Origin of the sequence: Paenarthrobacter sp. PH39-S1 (assembly GCF_030063245.1) — a bacterium.
GTDB lineage: Bacteria > Actinomycetota > Actinomycetes > Actinomycetales > Micrococcaceae > Arthrobacter_M.
Window position 1 is genome coordinate 1 of record NZ_JASISR010000010.1, and the last position, 15,670, is coordinate 15,670.

Here is a 15,670-nt window from a genome sequence, read left to right on the forward strand (position 1 = left end):
AGATCTGCGCAACTGGATCAAGGGGTGGAACGAGAATCCCAAACCGTTTATCTGGACGAAGACCGCCGAGGAGATCCTCGAATCACTGGGACGACTATTAAAACGAATTAACGGCGCGAGACACTAGAAGCATTCTCAACTCGGCAAATCTCGCGCAGGTGTCGATGTAGATGATCACCGCTCGTCACGTTCCGACGACACGAGGCCCGAGGCGTAGCCGGGAGCCGTCGCCCGCCAAGTACTGAAACCCTCACTCCTTGCACTCACTGCATAACTTGCACCGAGTGCACCTTTGCCTTATCGTGGAGACGTGACAATCGTAGCGGAAGCCGCCATCCCGTCCCGGCGCGAGTTGAACAAGGCCGCCACCCGGGAGGCCATAGCGACGGCCGCGCTGGAGCTGCTGCGGGCCAAAGGCATGAACGGCTTCACCGCCGATGACGTCGCCAATGCGGCAGGTGTTTCGCGCCGCACTTTCTTCAATTACTTCTCCAGCCCGGAAGCGGCCATCGCCAGCTTCACGCAGAAATATCTGGACACCGTCATCGAGCAGCTCCTCCTGCGTCCGCGGGACGAGGCATTGCTGGAATCCGCGCAACATGCGCTGACCGCCGTCGAACCCAAGGATCTGGCCACTCTGGCCGAAACCTTCGCGCTCACCCAAGGCGACGCGCAACTCTCCCGCTTCCAACTCGAGGCCTGGGATAACTGCAGCAGCAAAATCATCACCGCAATCGGGAGCCGCCTCGGCGGACTCGACGCGGCGGGTGCCGCGCCAGGCTCCACCCCCCTGGATGCCAATGGCGAGCTCTACCTGCATGCCCTCGTCCAGTCGGTGATTGCCTGCGGTCGCGCGGCGGTCGAGGTTTGGTTCCGACGTCACGGTGAGGACATCAGCCCCGCCTCGCTCGCACAGCTTCGGGAGCTTCTCGTCAGCGCCATCGGCCACCTGCGGACCGGCTTCCACAGCTGACTTCTGCTTCAGTGCAGGCAACATCCACCGCAGCTGAACATCCACCCATCAAGAAACGGAACCATCATGGCCATGCTGCTCTACCGCCTCGGCAAATTCTCTGCCCGACGCCACTGGTGGGTGATATCCGCATGGGCGCTTATTGTGGTGCTGGTGGGCGGTTCCGCACTGCTTTTCCACGGCCAGACGTCCAACAGCTTCAAGATCCCCGGCACCGAAACCCAACAGGTGGCCGACAAGCTCAAGGCAGATCTGCCCCAGTCCTCCGGCGGCAGCGGCAGCGTTGTCTTCGCCAGTGCCGGCGGAACTCCCTTCACGCAGGCGCAGAAGGACGCCATCAGCGTCGCCCTGAAAAAGGCCGCGACGGTCCAGGACATCCGCGGCGTCACGGATCCCTTCAGCACGCAGGCCACCCTCGACGGCGCCGCCGGACAGATTGCCGACGGCGAAGCGAAGCTCACCGATGCCCAGGCCAAGCTTGATGCCGGCAAACCGCAGCTTGACGCCGCCGCGGCCCAGCTGACCGCCACGGCGCAGAAGCTGGACGCGACCCAGCAGCTGGTGGACCAGCAGAAGGCGGCCGCAGCAGCATCGGGCCTCCCCAGCACCGCCGCCCAGCAGGCCCAGCTGGCCGCCTCGCAGGCCCGGATCGACGCGGGCCGGCAGCAGCTGGCAGCGGGGCAGGCCAGCTACGACCAGAACAAAAAAGCGTACGACGACGGCGTGGCCGAAGTTTCGCGGCAGCGCGCCACCCTCGATTTGAGCAAGCAGCAGGCCACGGCCTCGCAGGCCATCCGTTTTGTCTCCGCCAACGGACAGGCCGCGATCGCCCAGATCCAGTTCACCGGTTCGATCGACGGCATAACCCCCGAAGTCCGCACCCAACTCCGGGCTGCCGTGCGGCAGGCCGCGGCATCGGGCGTACAGGTGTATCCGAGCAAGGAAATCACCCAGGACGTCTCGGAAATCTTCGGCACCGCCGAGGTCATTGGTATCGCCGTGGCCGCTGCCGTGCTGATCCTCATGCTGGGCACCATGGTCGCCGCCGGGCTGCCGCTCATCATGGCCATTATCGGAGTCGCCGTCGGGGTGGGCGGCGGCTTTGCCCTCAGCGGCGTGGTCGAGATGTCCTCCATCTCGCCCATCCTCGCGCTGATGCTCGGCTTGGCCGTCGGAATCGATTATTCGCTGTTTATCGTCAACCGGCACCGGCAACAACTGCTGACTGGAATGGCTCTTGAGGAGTCCGTGGCCAAGGCCACCGGCACCTCGGGTAACGCCGTGCTGTTTGCCGGACTGACGGTGGTCATTGCACTCTCCGCCCTGACCGTCTCCGGGCTGCCGTTCCTGGGCGTGATGGGCGTCGCAGCCGCGGCCACCGTCGCCGTTGCGGTCATTGTGGCCTTGACCCTTACCCCGGCACTGCTGGGCCTGATCGGGACCAAACTGATCTCCAAACGTGCCTGGGCCAAAGCCACGGCGCAGCATGGAAGACACGTCGCGGCGGACGACGCCACTGCGGACACGGCCAAGAGCGGCAAGGGCTGGGGCGGGTTCGTTACCCGGCACCCCGTGCTCACCCTCGTCACGGCCGTCGTCGCGCTCGGCATTGTCGCCCTCCCGGCAGCCGGCCTGCGGCTGGCCCTGCCGGATGGCGGCTCGGAGCCCGTGGATTCCAGCGCCTATCAGGCCTACCAGCTGACCGGGAAGAACTTCGGCGAGGGCGTTAACGGGCCCATCATCGTCGTTGGCTCGCTGCCTGCAGGGCTGAATGCCACCGACGCCCAGGCACTGGAGCTGAAGGTGGCCGACGAACTGCGCTCGGTCCCTAATGTCGTTGCGGCGGTACCGGCTGCCCTCAGCGAGAACCGCCGGACCGCGGTGTTCCAGGTCGTCCCCACCGAGGGGCCGGCCAGCGCCAGCACCGTCCAGGTCATCGCCGATCTGCGGGCCAAGGGCGCTCAGATCAGCAAAGATACAGGTGTCACCATCGGGCTGACCGGACAGACGGCTGCCAACGTGGACGTCTCCAACAAGCTCGGTGACGCCCTTCCGCTGTACCTGGTCGTCGTCGTCGGCCTCTCGCTGGTGCTGCTGCTGCTGGTCTTCCGCTCCATCCTGGTGCCGATCCTGGCCACCGCCGGCTTCCTGCTGTCCCTCGCGGCGGCGTTCGGAGGCGTGGTGGCGGTGTATCAGTGGGGCTGGCTCAGTGCCATCTTCGACGTTCCGAACCCGGGGGCGGTGCTCAGCTTCCTGCCCATCATTCTGATTGGCGTGCTCTTCGGCCTGGCGATGGATTATCAGGTGTTCATTGTCTCCGGCATGCGTGAGGCGTACGTCCACGGTCAGAGCGCCAAGGCGGCGGTGCGGACCGGTTTCAGCCACGCCGCCCGGGTGGTGGTGGCCGCCGCCATCATCATGACCAGCGTCTTCGCCGGTTTCATCTTCAGCCACCTGACCATGGTCCGGCCGCTGGGCTTCGCGATGGCCTTCGGTGTGCTGCTGGATGCCTTCGTGGTCCGGATGACCATCATCCCGGCGGCCATGCACCTGCTGGACAAGAGCGCCTGGTGGATCCCGCGCTGGCTGGACAGGATTCTGCCGGACGTGGATGTTGAGGGCGCCAAGCTGGAGAAATCCACGGTCCGCACCGCCGGGACACGCCCGGGCGACGCCGCCGATGGGGCGGCCGAGAGGGCGCCCGGCGAGTTGGTGGACACCACGTCCTGAGCCGTCCTCTCCACACTCACCCGCCCGCTGGGGCGAGTGTGGAGACCCGCCGCTAAAATCCTCCGTGGAGGGGCAGATCTCCACACTGGATTAGGTGTCTGAGGATGGGCGAGTCCTAGCCAGGCGGACAACGACGGCGGATACTGAGGACATGTCCGAAACTCAGGCGGGCGCGAATCCGTCCGCAACCACCCCTGCAGCCGTCCCCGCCCCGAATGTCTGGCCGGCCCTGCAGGCCCGCGACGCCGTCGCCCTGATCGATTACCTCGTGGACTGCTTCGGTTTCCTCCGAACGGCCGTCTATATGGACGGGGAGGCCGTGGCCCACGCCCAGCTGGACTGGCCCGAGGGCGGGGGCATCATGCTGGGCAGCTATAAGCCGGCGGGCCCCTTCACCCTGGAACCGGGCACCTTTGCCGCCTATGTGGTGTGCTCGGATATCCCTTCCCTGCATCGGCGGGTGCTGGACCACGGCGGCCTGGCGGTGACGGAACCGGTGCAAACGGACTATGGCAGCCTGGATTTCTCGGCCAGTGACACCGAGGGAAACCACTGGACCTTTGGCACCTACCGGGGCGAACCTCGGACTCCGCCGGCAGAGTCCTGAAGCCGCGGATGGAATCACAGCGCCGCCCGTTCACATGGGCTGCCATTGAGCCCGGTGCGTTCGCCGCGCACGAGAACTTCCCGGCGGCCATCGGTGACCAGCACGGCAGGCTGCTGTGGGTGCAAGGCGACCAGGATTCACGGGCCAAGGCGACCCGGATCAACTTCGTCGAAGGGGCGGACTGGTCCGAGGCCGCCGTCGGCACCAGTGCGCCGGCCGCGACAGCCTCCACATCCTCGGCCGGGACCAAGGTGTGCTCAACCTCAACGGGCGCCCGGTCAAGCTCAGTGAACGGCACACGGAAATCCTTACGGTCCTGGCCCTGAACCCGGCCGGTCTTCCCGCGGACGAGCTGGCCGCCATGGTTTACCCGCAGGGTACGCCCGTGACCACGGTCCGCGCCGAGCTGGTGCCACATCGGGGGCAGCCCGGAGTCACTGAGCCTACTGAGCAGCAGCCGCTCCGCCAACACCCTGAGCAGCGGCCCCGCGCAGCATGCCGGTGCCGACCTGCGGCTACGCTTGAACGCGTGACTGAACTTCGCCTCATTCTGGCCTCCGCGTCCCCCGCCCGCACCAAGCTTCTCCGTGAAGCCGGCATCTCCCACGAGGTGCTGATTTCGGATGTCGATGAGGACGCGGTGACGGCCCGCTACGGCATCACCGATCCGCACGACACGGCCCTGCTCCTGGCCCGGGCCAAGGCGGAGGCCGTCGCGGCGCTCCCGGAGGCCGCGGGCGCGCTGGTGCTCGGCTGCGATTCGGTCTTCGAACTCGACGGTCAGGCGTACGGAAAGCCATACGAGGCCCACGTTGCGCGCGAGCGGCTGACGCTCATGAGCGGCAATTCGGGCGTCCTGCACACCGGCCACTGGTTGGTGGACAACAGGGAGACCGCTGCCGGCGGAGGCTCGGGCGCCACGATCGGGGCGGTCGCCTCCGCTGAGGTTCACTTCGCGGCGATGACGGAGAAGGAAATGGACGCCTATATCGCCACCGGAGAGCCACTGCAGGTGGCTGGCTCCTTCACCATCGACAGCCTGGGCGGCGCTTTTATCACCCGCATCGACGGTGACCCGCACGCCGTCGTCGGGCTGTCTGTGTCCACGCTGCGAAGCCTGCTCGCCAGCGCCGGCGTCGGCATCACCGAACTCTGGCGGTAACGCCGCCACACCGCAGGGGCGGCGCGGAACGAGTCGTCACAGTCTACGCATGGGCTATCGGCCCGGAGTGGTTTATAGTCCTCCTATCTTTGGCTCTGCCGCTCCGCACCCGGCACTGAGACTGTCAGAGTGATTTAGGGGAGAAACGATGCTCAATCTATGGATTGCCGCCGCTGCCGACATTGCAGCCATTAGTGTTTTGGTTTTCGCTGTCTACTTCCGCCGGCACTTCCGCCGCGACCTGGTCCTGGCGTATGTGTCCTTGAATGTGGGCATCATGGCGGTGACCATGCTGCTCTCCGGCAACGATGCCGGACTTGGATTGGGCTTGGGGCTGTTCGGTATCCTGTCCATCATCCGGCTCCGCTCGGACACGCTCACCCAGGAAGAGGTCGCGTACTACTTTATGTCGCTCGCGATCGGGCTGATCAACGGACTGCATCCGGATCCCTTCTGGTTCTCACCGTCGGTATCGTTCGCTCTGGTGATGATCATGTTCTTCGCCGATCATCCCCGGTTCGCTGCCAACACCCGGCGCCAGACAGTGACGTTGGATGCGGCGTATCCGGTGGAACAGCAGCTGCACGCTGCCCTCGGGAGGCTGCTGAACGCCAAAATCCTTCGCACCGTGGTGCTCGAGCTGGACACCGTCCGTGACCTCACGGTGGTGGACGTCCGGTTCAGGTCAGCCCCGTCCTGCGCCGTCGATCTGGCCGCCGGTCCGCGTCCGCTGTCCACCCAACTTCTTCTGGAGCCGGACAGGATCCGGCAGTGACGGCCGATCTCGGTTCCCCGACCGTCACCGCGGTGGAGGCCTACCCAATCGGGCAGGCCGCCACGACGGCGCAGTCCGACCTGACGGTGCTGCCCGACCTGACGGTGCTGTCCGACCTGACGGTGCTGCCCGACCTGACGGCACAGCCCGACCTGACGGTGCAGCCCGACAGTTCCAGGTCGCTCCTTGTTCTGGCCGCGGTGACGGCAGAGCGCGACCCGATCCTTTTGAACGAGGTGATGAGCGAGGCGGCTCTGCAGACCCGGGTGGACCGCAAGTTCCTGCTCGCCCCCGACGAGCTCGCCCGGCTGGCGGCCTCGCTCGGTCAGGACTTCCGGGCCCTGGAGATCGGCACGCGACGGGTGTTCGAATACGAATCGGTGTATTTTGACACCCCGGAGTTGGAGCAATTTCGGGCTCATCGGCAGGGACGACGCCGGCGCTTCAAGGTGCGCACCCGAACCTATGTGAACAGCGGCCTGTGCATGTTCGAAGTGAAATTCAAAGGTCACCGGGGCGAAACCGTCAAGCACCGGATGCCCTATCGGATGCAGGACAGTTCCGGACTGACGGAAGCGGCGGAGGAATTTTTGGCCGCGCAACTCGAGGCCGACTACGGGCTGACGCTGCCCATCCTTGAACCGTCGCTGAGCACCGACTACACCCGGGGAACCCTGGTAAACCCGCTGACCCGGGAGCGTCTGACCTGCGACGTGGATCTGGTTTTCGGCAACCTGGAACGGACGGTACGGGCTCCCGACCTGGTGGTGGTGGAAACCAAAACGATGGATGGCTTCGGTGTGGCGGATCAGGCGCTGGCCGCCATGGGAATCCGGCCGGTGAGCATGAGTAAATACTGTCTGGGCATCGCCCTGCTGCACCCAGATCTGCCTGCCAACCGGTGGAACCGCCTGCTTCGGGACAGCTTCGGCTGGTGCCGGGAACTGCCAGGGCAAGCGGACCAGGGTCACTGACGGCAGCAAGTAGTTAATTCTGCTCCTTGGTCAAAGCAGGTTCAGCCCGGCCCCATGATGCCCTGCCTTGACGCCCGAGCGACCGCCACTTTGTAGGATACCTACAAACAACACGCCACTCGTGCGCAGAAACGGCATGGTGCTTGGGCGAAAACCTCAAAACCGCGCTAGGCTCCCAAGAGAATAGAAGGAGTCCTGTGTGAGCATTTCACCACCCCCCACCGCTATCGGTCCAGTTACCAAGGTCATGACCAAAGTATTGGTCGCCAACCGCGGCGAGATCGCCGTCCGCATCGTCCGCGCCGCCCGTGACGAAGGAATCGCCTCCGTCGCCGTGTATGCAGAACCGGATCGCGAGGCCCTGCATGTACGGCTCGCGGATGAGGCCTACGCATTGGGCGGCAGCACGGGCGCGGAGTCCTACCTGGTCATCGAGAAGATTCTCGACGCTGCGGCCCGCTCCGGGGCGGACTCCATCCATCCCGGCTACGGCTTCCTCGCCGAGAACGCCAATTTTGCCCGCAAGGTGATCGACGCCGGTCTCATCTGGATCGGCCCGTCACCGGAAGCCATCGCGGCTTTGGGGGACAAGGTGCAGGCGCGGCACATTGCGGAAAAGGTCGGCGCACCGCTGGTCCCGGGGACGAAGGATCCCATCGGTTCGGCCCAGGAAGTGCTGGATTTTGCTGACGAGTTCGGCCTACCGCTGGCCATCAAGGCCGCCTATGGGGGCGGTGGCCGCGGCATCAAGGTGATACGGGACCGCGGGGAAATCCCGGAGGCCTATGACTCCGCCGTCCGGGAGGCCATCGCGGCATTCGGGCGCGGCGAATGCTTCGTGGAACGGTTCCTGGACTCCCCCCGCCATGTCGAAACCCAGTGCCTCGCGGACGCCGCGGGCAACGTCGTCGTCATTTCCACCCGTGACTGCTCACTGCAGCGCCGCAACCAAAAACTGGTCGAGGAGGCGCCCGCGCCCTTCCTGAGCAAGGACCAGAACGCTCGTCTGTACGAGGCATCCAAGGCCATCCTCAAGGAAGCGCGGTATCAGGGCGCCGGCACGTGCGAATTCCTGGTCGGCACCGACGGCACCATCTCGTTCCTGGAGGTCAACACGCGCCTGCAGGTGGAGCACCCGGTATCCGAGGAGGTGTCCGGTATTGACCTGGTCCGCGAGCAATTCCGGCTGGCCCGCGGCGAGGACCTCGGCTACCCGGATCCGGAAATCCGCGGCCACGCCTTCGAATTCCGCATCAACGGCGAGGATCCCGGCCGCAATTTCATGCCCGCGCCCGGCCGGGTTGAGACGATGACGCTTCCCACCGGCCCCGGCGTGCGCGTCGATTCGGGCATCGAGGCCGGCGAGGTGATCGGCGGCAACTTCGATTCGCTGCTGGCCAAGCTGATCATCACCGGCGCCAGCCGGGAGCAGGCCCTGCAGCGTGCCGGCCGCGCGCTGGCCGAGATGCACATCACGGGCATGCCCACCGTGCTCCCGTTCCATCGTGCCGTCGTCGCGGACCCGGCCTTCGCGCCGTCGGACGGTTCGCCGTTCACCGTGCACACGCGCTGGATCGAAACCGAATACAACAACACCATTCCCGCGTTCATCCCTGGCGGTTCCGCGGGCACAAGGTCAGCTGCCGGCACGGGAACGGACGACGACGGCGGCAACCGCCAGCGGGTCACCGTCGAGGTCGGCGGGAAGCGCCTTGAGGTCGTGCTCCCCGCATCCCTGGTGGGCAGCTCCCGGTCCTCGGGTGCCGGGTCATCGGCTGCCAACGGCAAGTCGAAGAAGAAGTCCGCCCGCCGCAGCTCCGCCGCCCCGGCCGCCAACGGAAATTCGCTGACCTCACCGATGCAGGGCACCATCGTCAAGGTGGCCGTTGCGGACGGTGACGTGGTCTCCGAAGGAGATCTGATGGTGGTCCTGGAGGCGATGAAGATGGAACAGCCGCTCACCGCGCACCGCGCCGGCACCGTCACCGGGCTGGCCGCCCTCCCCGGAGATACCGTCTCCGCCGGCGCCGTACTGGCCACCATCGAGGACTGACCCGGGACAATGACCCAAAATGACGGCGATCCCGCAAAATGACGTTACTAAGCCCTCGTCATTTTGCGGGATCGCCGTCATTTTCGCGCAGCGGAGCACGGCCATCGCACTGAGGTAGACGCCCGCCAGGAACGTGCTGCCGTGCGCGGCTTGCCAAAGGGCAACGGCAATGAACGGCGCCATCGCTGCGCCCAGGACACTGGACATGTTGTAGCTGACGGCCGAGCCGGTGCAGCGGACATTGTTTGGAAACAACTCCGGCAGCAGCGCACCCATGGGCCCGAGGGTAAGACCACTTGCCGTCTTGGCGGTACTCATAGGACCGGCTTTCAGGCAGGCCGGACACGCCCGAAGCGGCCCGACGATGCGTGAGGATCAGATGAACAATCGTAGGACTGACCGGCCGTTCAGTGGACGAACGTCTCAGCATGCGGGCTTCTTCAGTGGCGCCGGAGCGTGCCTCACCGGGGGAACGCAACGGCGGACAGGTGGATGTCACAGCCCGTTTACGCCCGGCGTCCGTGCCGGAAACGCACCCTCGGTAACTTGGAGGCGTACCGGAAAGCACCGATAGTGGAGGCCCTTGTGACTGTTGACCGCGTTGACCATCCTACGGCGGCTGCCCCGATGGCTGCCTTTCCCGCCCTCGTCTCACGCCCCGGCCGCTGGATCGACAATTGGAGTCCCGAGGACTCCGCCCAATGGGCCGGCCCCGGCCGTGGTATTGCCCGACGGAACCTGAACTGGTCCATCGGATGCGAGTTCCTTGGCTTTGTGATCTGGCAGCTGTGGTCGATCGTCGTCGTCTTTCTGCCCGCCGCCGGCTTCCGCTTCAGCTCCTCCGAGCTGTTCTGGCTGATCTCCATGCCGTCCCTGGTCGGCGCCACCCTGCGGATCCCCTACACATTTATGGTGGCCCGGTTCGGTGGCCGCAACTGGACGGTCGTTTCCGCTCTATTGCTGCTGCTGCCCGCCACCGGACTGGCATGGTGCGTTGCCGATCCGCGGACACCGTTCGCCGTGATGCTCGGCGTCGCGGCCCTGGCGGGGCTTGGCGGCGGGAACTTTGCCAGTTCGATGGCCAACATTACGTATTTCTTCCCTGTCCGGGAAAAAGGCTGGGCGCTGGGGCTCAACGCTGCCGGCGGGAACCTGGGGGCCGCCGTCGCCCAACTGGCCGTGCCGGTGGTGGTCACCGCCGGCGCCGCAGCCGCCGGCGCCGCCGGCAGCCTCCCGCTGGCCGGCCTGATCTGGATTCCGCTGATCCTGCTCGCGGCGTTCGGTGCATGGAAGTTCATGAACAATATCTCCAGTGCCACTTCCGACATTGCCGGCTCGCTGGCGTGCCTGCGGGAACCGCACCTGTGGATACTGGCCTTGCTGTACATCGGCACCTTCGGCTCGTTTATCGGCTTCTCCGGCGTGTTCCCCAGGCTGCTGGCCGACACGTTCGGTCCCTCCACAGGGTTCACGCTGGGTGCGGCGACCATTTCGCTGGCCTTCCTGGGCGCCCTGGTCGGCTCCCTGGTCCGGCCCTACGGTGGCCGGCTGGCTGACCGCTGGGGCGGCGCCCGCATCACGATGGTCTGCTTCGCCGCCTTGGCCGTCATCACGCTGGTCCAGGTCTGGACCCTTCCCTTGCACAGTTTCGGCATCTTCCTGGGCCTGTTCCTGCTGCTCTTCGCCGCTGCCGGGGCCGGGAACGGATCAACGTACCGTATGATTCCCGTGGTCTTTGCCCTCCGTTCCCGGGACCGTTGCCAGGGCCATGGGACGGACGACGGCGCCGAGGTAAGTTCCGCGCGGAAGGCTTCCGCCGCGCTGGGCATCATTTCCGCCATCGGCGCCTCTGGCGGATTCCTGGTCCCGCAGGTGCTCAATGCTTCGCGTACCGCTTCGGGCGGTTACGAGTCCGCATTCTATGGTTTCGTGGCCGGCTACCTGCTGCTGATGGTTGTCACCTGGTTCTGCTATCTGCGGCGGTCCTCGCGCGCCGGTTTGGCCGGTGCCTGATGGGGAGAACAGGCGATCTGCTGCGCAGTACGGACACGCACTGCCCCTACTGTGCTTTGCAGTGTGCCATGACGCTGACGCCGGGCGCGGCCGTTGAAACGACAGCCGCGGAGTCACCCCCCAACGTTGCCGGACGCGAGTTCCCCACCAATCGCGGCGGCCTGTGCCGCAAGGGCTGGACCTCAACCACACTGCTGCAGCATCCGGGGCGGGTCACCGAACCGCTGCTGCGCGGCGCGGACGGCGTGCACCGGCCGGTCAGCTGGGACGAGGCGCTGGGCCGGATTGCGGATGCCGTCCGCAGCACGCGCCGGCTGCACGGGCCCGACGGGGTGGGCGTGTTCGGCGGAGGCGGGCTGACCAATGAAAAGGCGTACCAGCTCGGCAAATTCGCCCGCCTGGCCCTGGGAACCTCCCGGATCGATTACAACGGCCGGTTCTGCATGTCCTCCGCCGCGGCCGCGGGTAACCGATCCTTCGGCCTGGACCGTGGGCTGCCGTTCCCTGTCGCGGATCTGGACACCGCCGCCACCATCATGCTGCTCGGCTCCAATGTGGCAGACACCATGCCCCCATTCATGGTGCACCTGCAGGGCGCCCGCGACGCCGGGGGCCTGATCGTGGTGGATCCGCGCCGATCGGCCACCGCGGCGTTCACCGCGGACGGCGCAGGCATCCACCTCCAGCCGGTCCCCGCGACGGACCTCACGCTGCTGCTGGGGCTGACCCACATCGTCATCCATGAGGGCCTGGCGGACCACGCCTTCATCAATGCCCGCACCAGCGGCTTCGAGGAAATTTCCCGTAGCGTCGCCGGCTGGTGGCCCGAACGTGCGCAGTCCGTGACTGGCGTCCCCGCAGCCACGCTGCGGAAAACGGCACGGCTGCTCGCGGCGGGGGCTGCCGGAGCCGGCTGCTACATTCTGACCGGGCGCGGCGTGGAGCAGCATGTGGACGGAACGGACACGGCCACGTCTGCCATCAATCTGAGTCTGCTGCTGGGGCTGCCCGGCAGCGCCCGGAGCGGCTACGGAACACTCACCGGACAAGGCAACGGGCAGGGCGGCCGCGAGCACGGCCAAAAGGCCGACCAGCTCCCGGGCTACCGCAAAATCACCGATCCGGCCGCCCGGAAGCACGTCGCCGGGGTCTGGGGCGTCGACGAGTCCCTCATTCCCTGGGCCCGGCCTGCCCGCCGTCGAACTCCTCATGAACTTGGGCCAGCCAGGCGGCGTGCGCTGCCTGTTCGTGCACGGCGCCAATGTGGCAGTCTCCGCCCCGGACGCGTCCGCCGTCATCGCCGGGCTGCGCCGGCTGGATTTCCTGGTCCTCTGTGATTTCTTCGTCTCCGAGACGGCTGCCGAGGCGGATCTGATCCTACCGGTGACGCAGTGGGCGGAGGAGGAAGGGACGATGACCAATCTTGAGGGACGCGTGCTGCGCCGCCGCGCCGCAGTGACCCCGCCGCCGGGGGTCCGCACCGAATTGTGGATCATGGCTCGGCTGACCGAGGCGCTCGCTGCACCGGCGGCGTGGTGATCGGAGAGGATTGTGCCACCACGGTGTCCAACGTCTGGGCGATCGGGGAGGTCGCGAACTTCGGCGGCATGTGCCTGGGCCTGGTGGCCCCGGCCACTACGATGGCCGAGATCGTCGCGGACCGACTGCACGGCGGCGCCGCAACTTTCCCAGGCTTCGACACCGCAACCAAGCTCAAGCTTTCCGGCGTCGACGTCGCCAGCTTCGGCGACGCCTTTGGCCGCACCGAAAGCAGCCTGGAAATCGTCTACGCCGACCCCGCGCGCGGCATCTACCAGAAGATCGTCACCACCGATGATGCCAAGACGCTGCTGGGCGGCATCTTCGTCGGCGATGCCACCCCGTACACCAGTCTGCGCCCGCTGCTGGGCCGCGCCCTTCCCGCCGAGCCCGGAGCGTATCTTTTCGCCGCCGGCGGCGATGCCCCGGAAACGGAGTTGCCCTACGATGCGATCCTTTGCTCGTGCAACAACGTCCCGGCCGGCACCATCCGGGACGCCGTGCACGGGACCGGCTGCTGCGAGGGAAACGGACCGGTCCAGGACGTGCCGGGTTTGAAGGCCTGCACCCGGGCCGGCACCCAGTGCGGTTCCTGTGTACCGCTGTTGAAGAAGCTGCTGGAGAGCGAGTTGACCAAGTCCGGCGTCGCCGTCTCCAAAGCGCTCTGCGAGCACTTTGGCATGTCCCGGGCGGGGCTGTTCGAGGCCGTGCGCGCCCTGGAGCTGACCTCTTTCGAGCAGATCCTGGCCCGCTTCGGCACGGTCGAGCCGGCCGCCGGCAGCGCCGGCTGCGACATCTGCAAGCCCACGGTGGCCTCCATCCTGGCCAGCCAGCACAGCGCCTACGTGCTCGACGACGGCCGCGGTGCGCTGCAGGACACCAATGACCGGGCGCTGGCGAATATGCAAAAGGACGGCACCTACTCGGTGGTCCCGCGCATCCCCGGCGGTGAAATCACGCCCGAGAAACTCGGCGTGATCGCCCAGGTGGCACAGGATTACGGCCCCTACACCAAGATCACCGGCGGCCAGCGGATCGATCTCTTCGGTGCCCGGCTGGAGCAGCTGCCGGATATCTGGAAGATCCTGGTGGAGGCCGGCTTCGAATCCGGCCAGGCCTACGGCAAGTCCCTGCGCACGGTGAAGTCCTGCGTCGGGTCTACCTGGTGCCGCTTCGGTGTGCAGGACGCGGTGTCCATGGCGATCAACCTGGAGCTGCGTTACCGCGGGCTGCGCAGCCCGCACAAACTCAAGATGGGCGTCTCCGGTTGTGCCCGCGAGTGCGCGGAGGCGCGCGGCAAGGACGTCGGCGTGATCGCCACGGCGGACGGCTGGAACCTTTATGTCGGCGGCAACGGCGGCGCACAGCCCGCGCATGCGCAGCTGCTCGCCAAGGACCTCGATGACGCCACCTTGATCAGTTACATCGACCGCTACCTGATGTACTACATCCGCGTCGCGGACCGGCTGCAGCGCACGGCACGCTGGCAGGAAGAGCTCGACGGCGGCCTCGCCCATGTGGTCGACGTGGTGATCAACGATTCGCTGGGCATCGCCGCAGACCTGGAAACCGCGATGGAACGGCATGTGGGCAACTACGAGGATGAATGGGACGCCACACTGGCGGACCCGGATCGGCTGCGCCGCTTCCGCTCCTTCGTCAATGCCCCCACCACCGCCGATGACTCCATCGCCTTCGTCCCCGAGCGCGGCCAGATCCGGGCCGCCACGGCGGCAGAGAAGCAGAGCGTGCTGATCGCCACCAGCATCGGCATCCGCCCCGGCGGCTTCGCAACCTCCCCGGACGGAGCCTGACATGGACCTGGACGCCGATCTCACTGGACATCCGTGCTGATCACCGGTTCCGCCGTCGCAGCGCGGCGTGCCGTGCGGCGCTACCGAGCGGCTGCCGCGGACGTGCGCACCGTCGACTGCCCGGCGAATTTCCGCACCTCGGTCTTGGACGAGGTGCTTCTCGTCGTGGCCGTGGACGACGGCGATCCCGGCTGGGCTCCGTTGGTGCAAGCCTGCCGGCTGCACAGCGTCCTGCTGGTCCGTGAGCAGGCCGCCAGTCCCGGCCGCCACATCGCCTTGGTGGGTGGTGGACCCGGGCCGGCCGATCTGCTCACGGTGCGCGGCCGCGGCGCCCTGCGCGAGGCCGACGTGGTCTTTTACGACCGGCTGGAACCGGTCGCCGACCTGGCCCAGCTGGCCCCCGGCGCGCAGCTCATCGATGTCGGCAAAACGCCCGGCCACCACCCCGTCAGCCAGACCGAGATCCAGGCGCAGATGATCGCGAGCGCCCGGATGGGCAACCGCGTGGTCCGGCTCAAGGGCGGCGATCCGTACGTCTTCGGCCGCGGCGGAGAGGAAGTCGCGGCCTGCGCGGAGGCCGGCATCCCCGTCACCGTGGTGCCCGGTGTCAGCAGCGCCATCTCCGTCCCCGGCGCCGCCGGTATCCCGGTCACGCACCGCACGGTCAGCCACCTGTTCACCGTCGTCTCCGGCCACGCACCGCTGACCGACCCCGAACTGGAACACCTGGCGGGACTGGGCGGGACCATCGTGGTGCTGATGGGCATCGGCACGCTGCCGCAGCTCACGAACGGTCTGCTCCAGGCGGGCCTGCGCCGGGACATGCCAGTCGCCGTCGTCGAACGCGGTTTCAGCCCGCACCAGCGCACCACCATCTCAGATTTGAGTAACATTGTCAGTGCAGCATCAAAGTGCAGCAACCCGGCCGTGGTGGTGATCGGTGAGGTGGTTGCCGTGGGGCGGGCCGCCGGCGTGCAGAGCGAAATCGCCGATTTAACGGCCGCCATGCTGCGGTCATGAGGGAGATGCA

The 15,670-nt window shown here is 66.7% G+C and carries 9 protein-coding genes and 4 pseudogenes; 12 read left to right on the top strand and 1 reads right to left on the bottom strand.

Translation table 11 applies throughout. The annotated features are described in order from the left end of the window. Positions 1-310 precede the first annotated feature (310 nt). The 8 genes from QMG52_RS08145 to QMG52_RS08180 all read left to right on the top strand — a co-directional run bounded on the left by QMG52_RS08145 (position 311) and on the right by QMG52_RS08180 (position 9,274). Entirely contained in the window at positions 311-973 is a 663-nt protein-coding gene (locus tag QMG52_RS08145; protein WP_283559925.1) for a TetR/AcrR family transcriptional regulator, read from the top strand. 66 nt (positions 974-1,039) lie between these two features. After that, on the top strand, positions 1,040-3,703 hold the full coding sequence (locus QMG52_RS08150) for an MMPL family transporter (protein ID WP_283559926.1): 2,664 nt from the start codon (positions 1,040-1,042) through the stop codon (positions 3,701-3,703). A gap of 151 nt (positions 3,704-3,854) precedes the next feature. Beyond that, entirely contained in the window at positions 3,855-4,310 is a 456-nt protein-coding gene (locus QMG52_RS08155; protein ID WP_283559927.1) for a VOC family protein, read from the top strand. Between the two features lie 8 nt (positions 4,311-4,318). Next, positions 4,319-4,636 (top strand): hypothetical protein, encoded by a 318-nt coding sequence (locus QMG52_RS08160; RefSeq protein ID WP_283559928.1) that lies wholly within the window; start codon positions 4,319-4,321, stop codon positions 4,634-4,636. A gap of 203 nt (positions 4,637-4,839) precedes the next feature. After that, positions 4,840-5,472, top strand: coding sequence for a Maf family protein (locus QMG52_RS08165; RefSeq protein ID WP_283559929.1), 633 nt, complete (start codon positions 4,840-4,842; stop codon positions 5,470-5,472). 148 nt (positions 5,473-5,620) lie between these two features. Continuing rightward, positions 5,621-6,247, top strand: coding sequence for a DUF4956 domain-containing protein (locus QMG52_RS08170; protein WP_283559930.1), 627 nt, complete (start codon positions 5,621-5,623; stop codon positions 6,245-6,247). Further along, entirely contained in the window at positions 6,244-7,221 is a 978-nt protein-coding gene (locus tag QMG52_RS08175; RefSeq protein WP_283559931.1) for a polyphosphate polymerase domain-containing protein, read from the top strand. Before QMG52_RS08170 ends, QMG52_RS08175 begins: the two co-directional genes overlap by 4 nt. 247 nt (positions 7,222-7,468) lie before the next feature. Continuing rightward, entirely contained in the window at positions 7,469-9,274 is a 1,806-nt protein-coding gene (locus tag QMG52_RS08180) for an acetyl/propionyl/methylcrotonyl-CoA carboxylase subunit alpha (RefSeq protein WP_283560013.1), read from the top strand. Between the two features lie 93 nt (positions 9,275-9,367). On the opposite strand, the pseudogene QMG52_RS08185 reads toward QMG52_RS08180, so the two are convergent. Then, a pseudogene (locus QMG52_RS08185) lies at positions 9,368-9,577 on the bottom strand (MFS transporter); the annotation flags it as partial. A gap of 324 nt (positions 9,578-9,901) precedes the next feature. Here QMG52_RS08185 and QMG52_RS08190 point away from each other — a divergent pair. From QMG52_RS08190 to cobA, 4 genes and pseudogenes are all read left to right on the top strand, one after another. Further along, positions 9,902-11,287 carry an MFS transporter gene (locus tag QMG52_RS08190; protein ID WP_283560014.1) on the top strand — a complete coding sequence of 462 codons (1,386 nt, stop codon included), beginning with the start codon at positions 9,902-9,904 and terminating at the stop codon, positions 11,285-11,287. Between the two features lie 68 nt (positions 11,288-11,355). Next, positions 11,356-12,823, top strand: a pseudogene (locus tag QMG52_RS08195) (molybdopterin oxidoreductase family protein); the annotation flags it as partial. Next, positions 12,814-14,640 (top strand): annotated as a pseudogene (gene nirB / locus QMG52_RS08200) (nitrite reductase large subunit NirB); the annotation flags it as partial. The pseudogenes QMG52_RS08195 and nirB, both read left to right, overlap by 10 nt. Before the next feature lies 1 nt (position 14,641). Beyond that, positions 14,642-15,660: pseudogene (gene cobA / locus QMG52_RS08205) on the top strand (uroporphyrinogen-III C-methyltransferase). Positions 15,661-15,670 lie beyond the last annotated feature (10 nt).

Coding starts and splice junctions, on each gene's coding strand:
- QMG52_RS08150 (WP_283559926.1), top strand. CDS start 1,040: ATGGCCATGCTGCTCTACCGCCTCGGCAAATTCTCTGCCCGACGCCAC.
- QMG52_RS08155 (WP_283559927.1), top strand. CDS start 3,855: ATGTCCGAAACTCAGGCGGGCGCGAATCCGTCCGCAACCACCCCTGCA.
- QMG52_RS08160 (WP_283559928.1), top strand. CDS start 4,319: ATGGAATCACAGCGCCGCCCGTTCACATGGGCTGCCATTGAGCCCGGT.
- QMG52_RS08170 (WP_283559930.1), top strand. CDS start 5,621: ATGCTCAATCTATGGATTGCCGCCGCTGCCGACATTGCAGCCATTAGT.
- QMG52_RS08180 (WP_283560013.1), top strand. CDS start 7,469: ATGACCAAAGTATTGGTCGCCAACCGCGGCGAGATCGCCGTCCGCATC.
- QMG52_RS08190 (WP_283560014.1), top strand. CDS start 9,902: ATGGCTGCCTTTCCCGCCCTCGTCTCACGCCCCGGCCGCTGGATCGAC.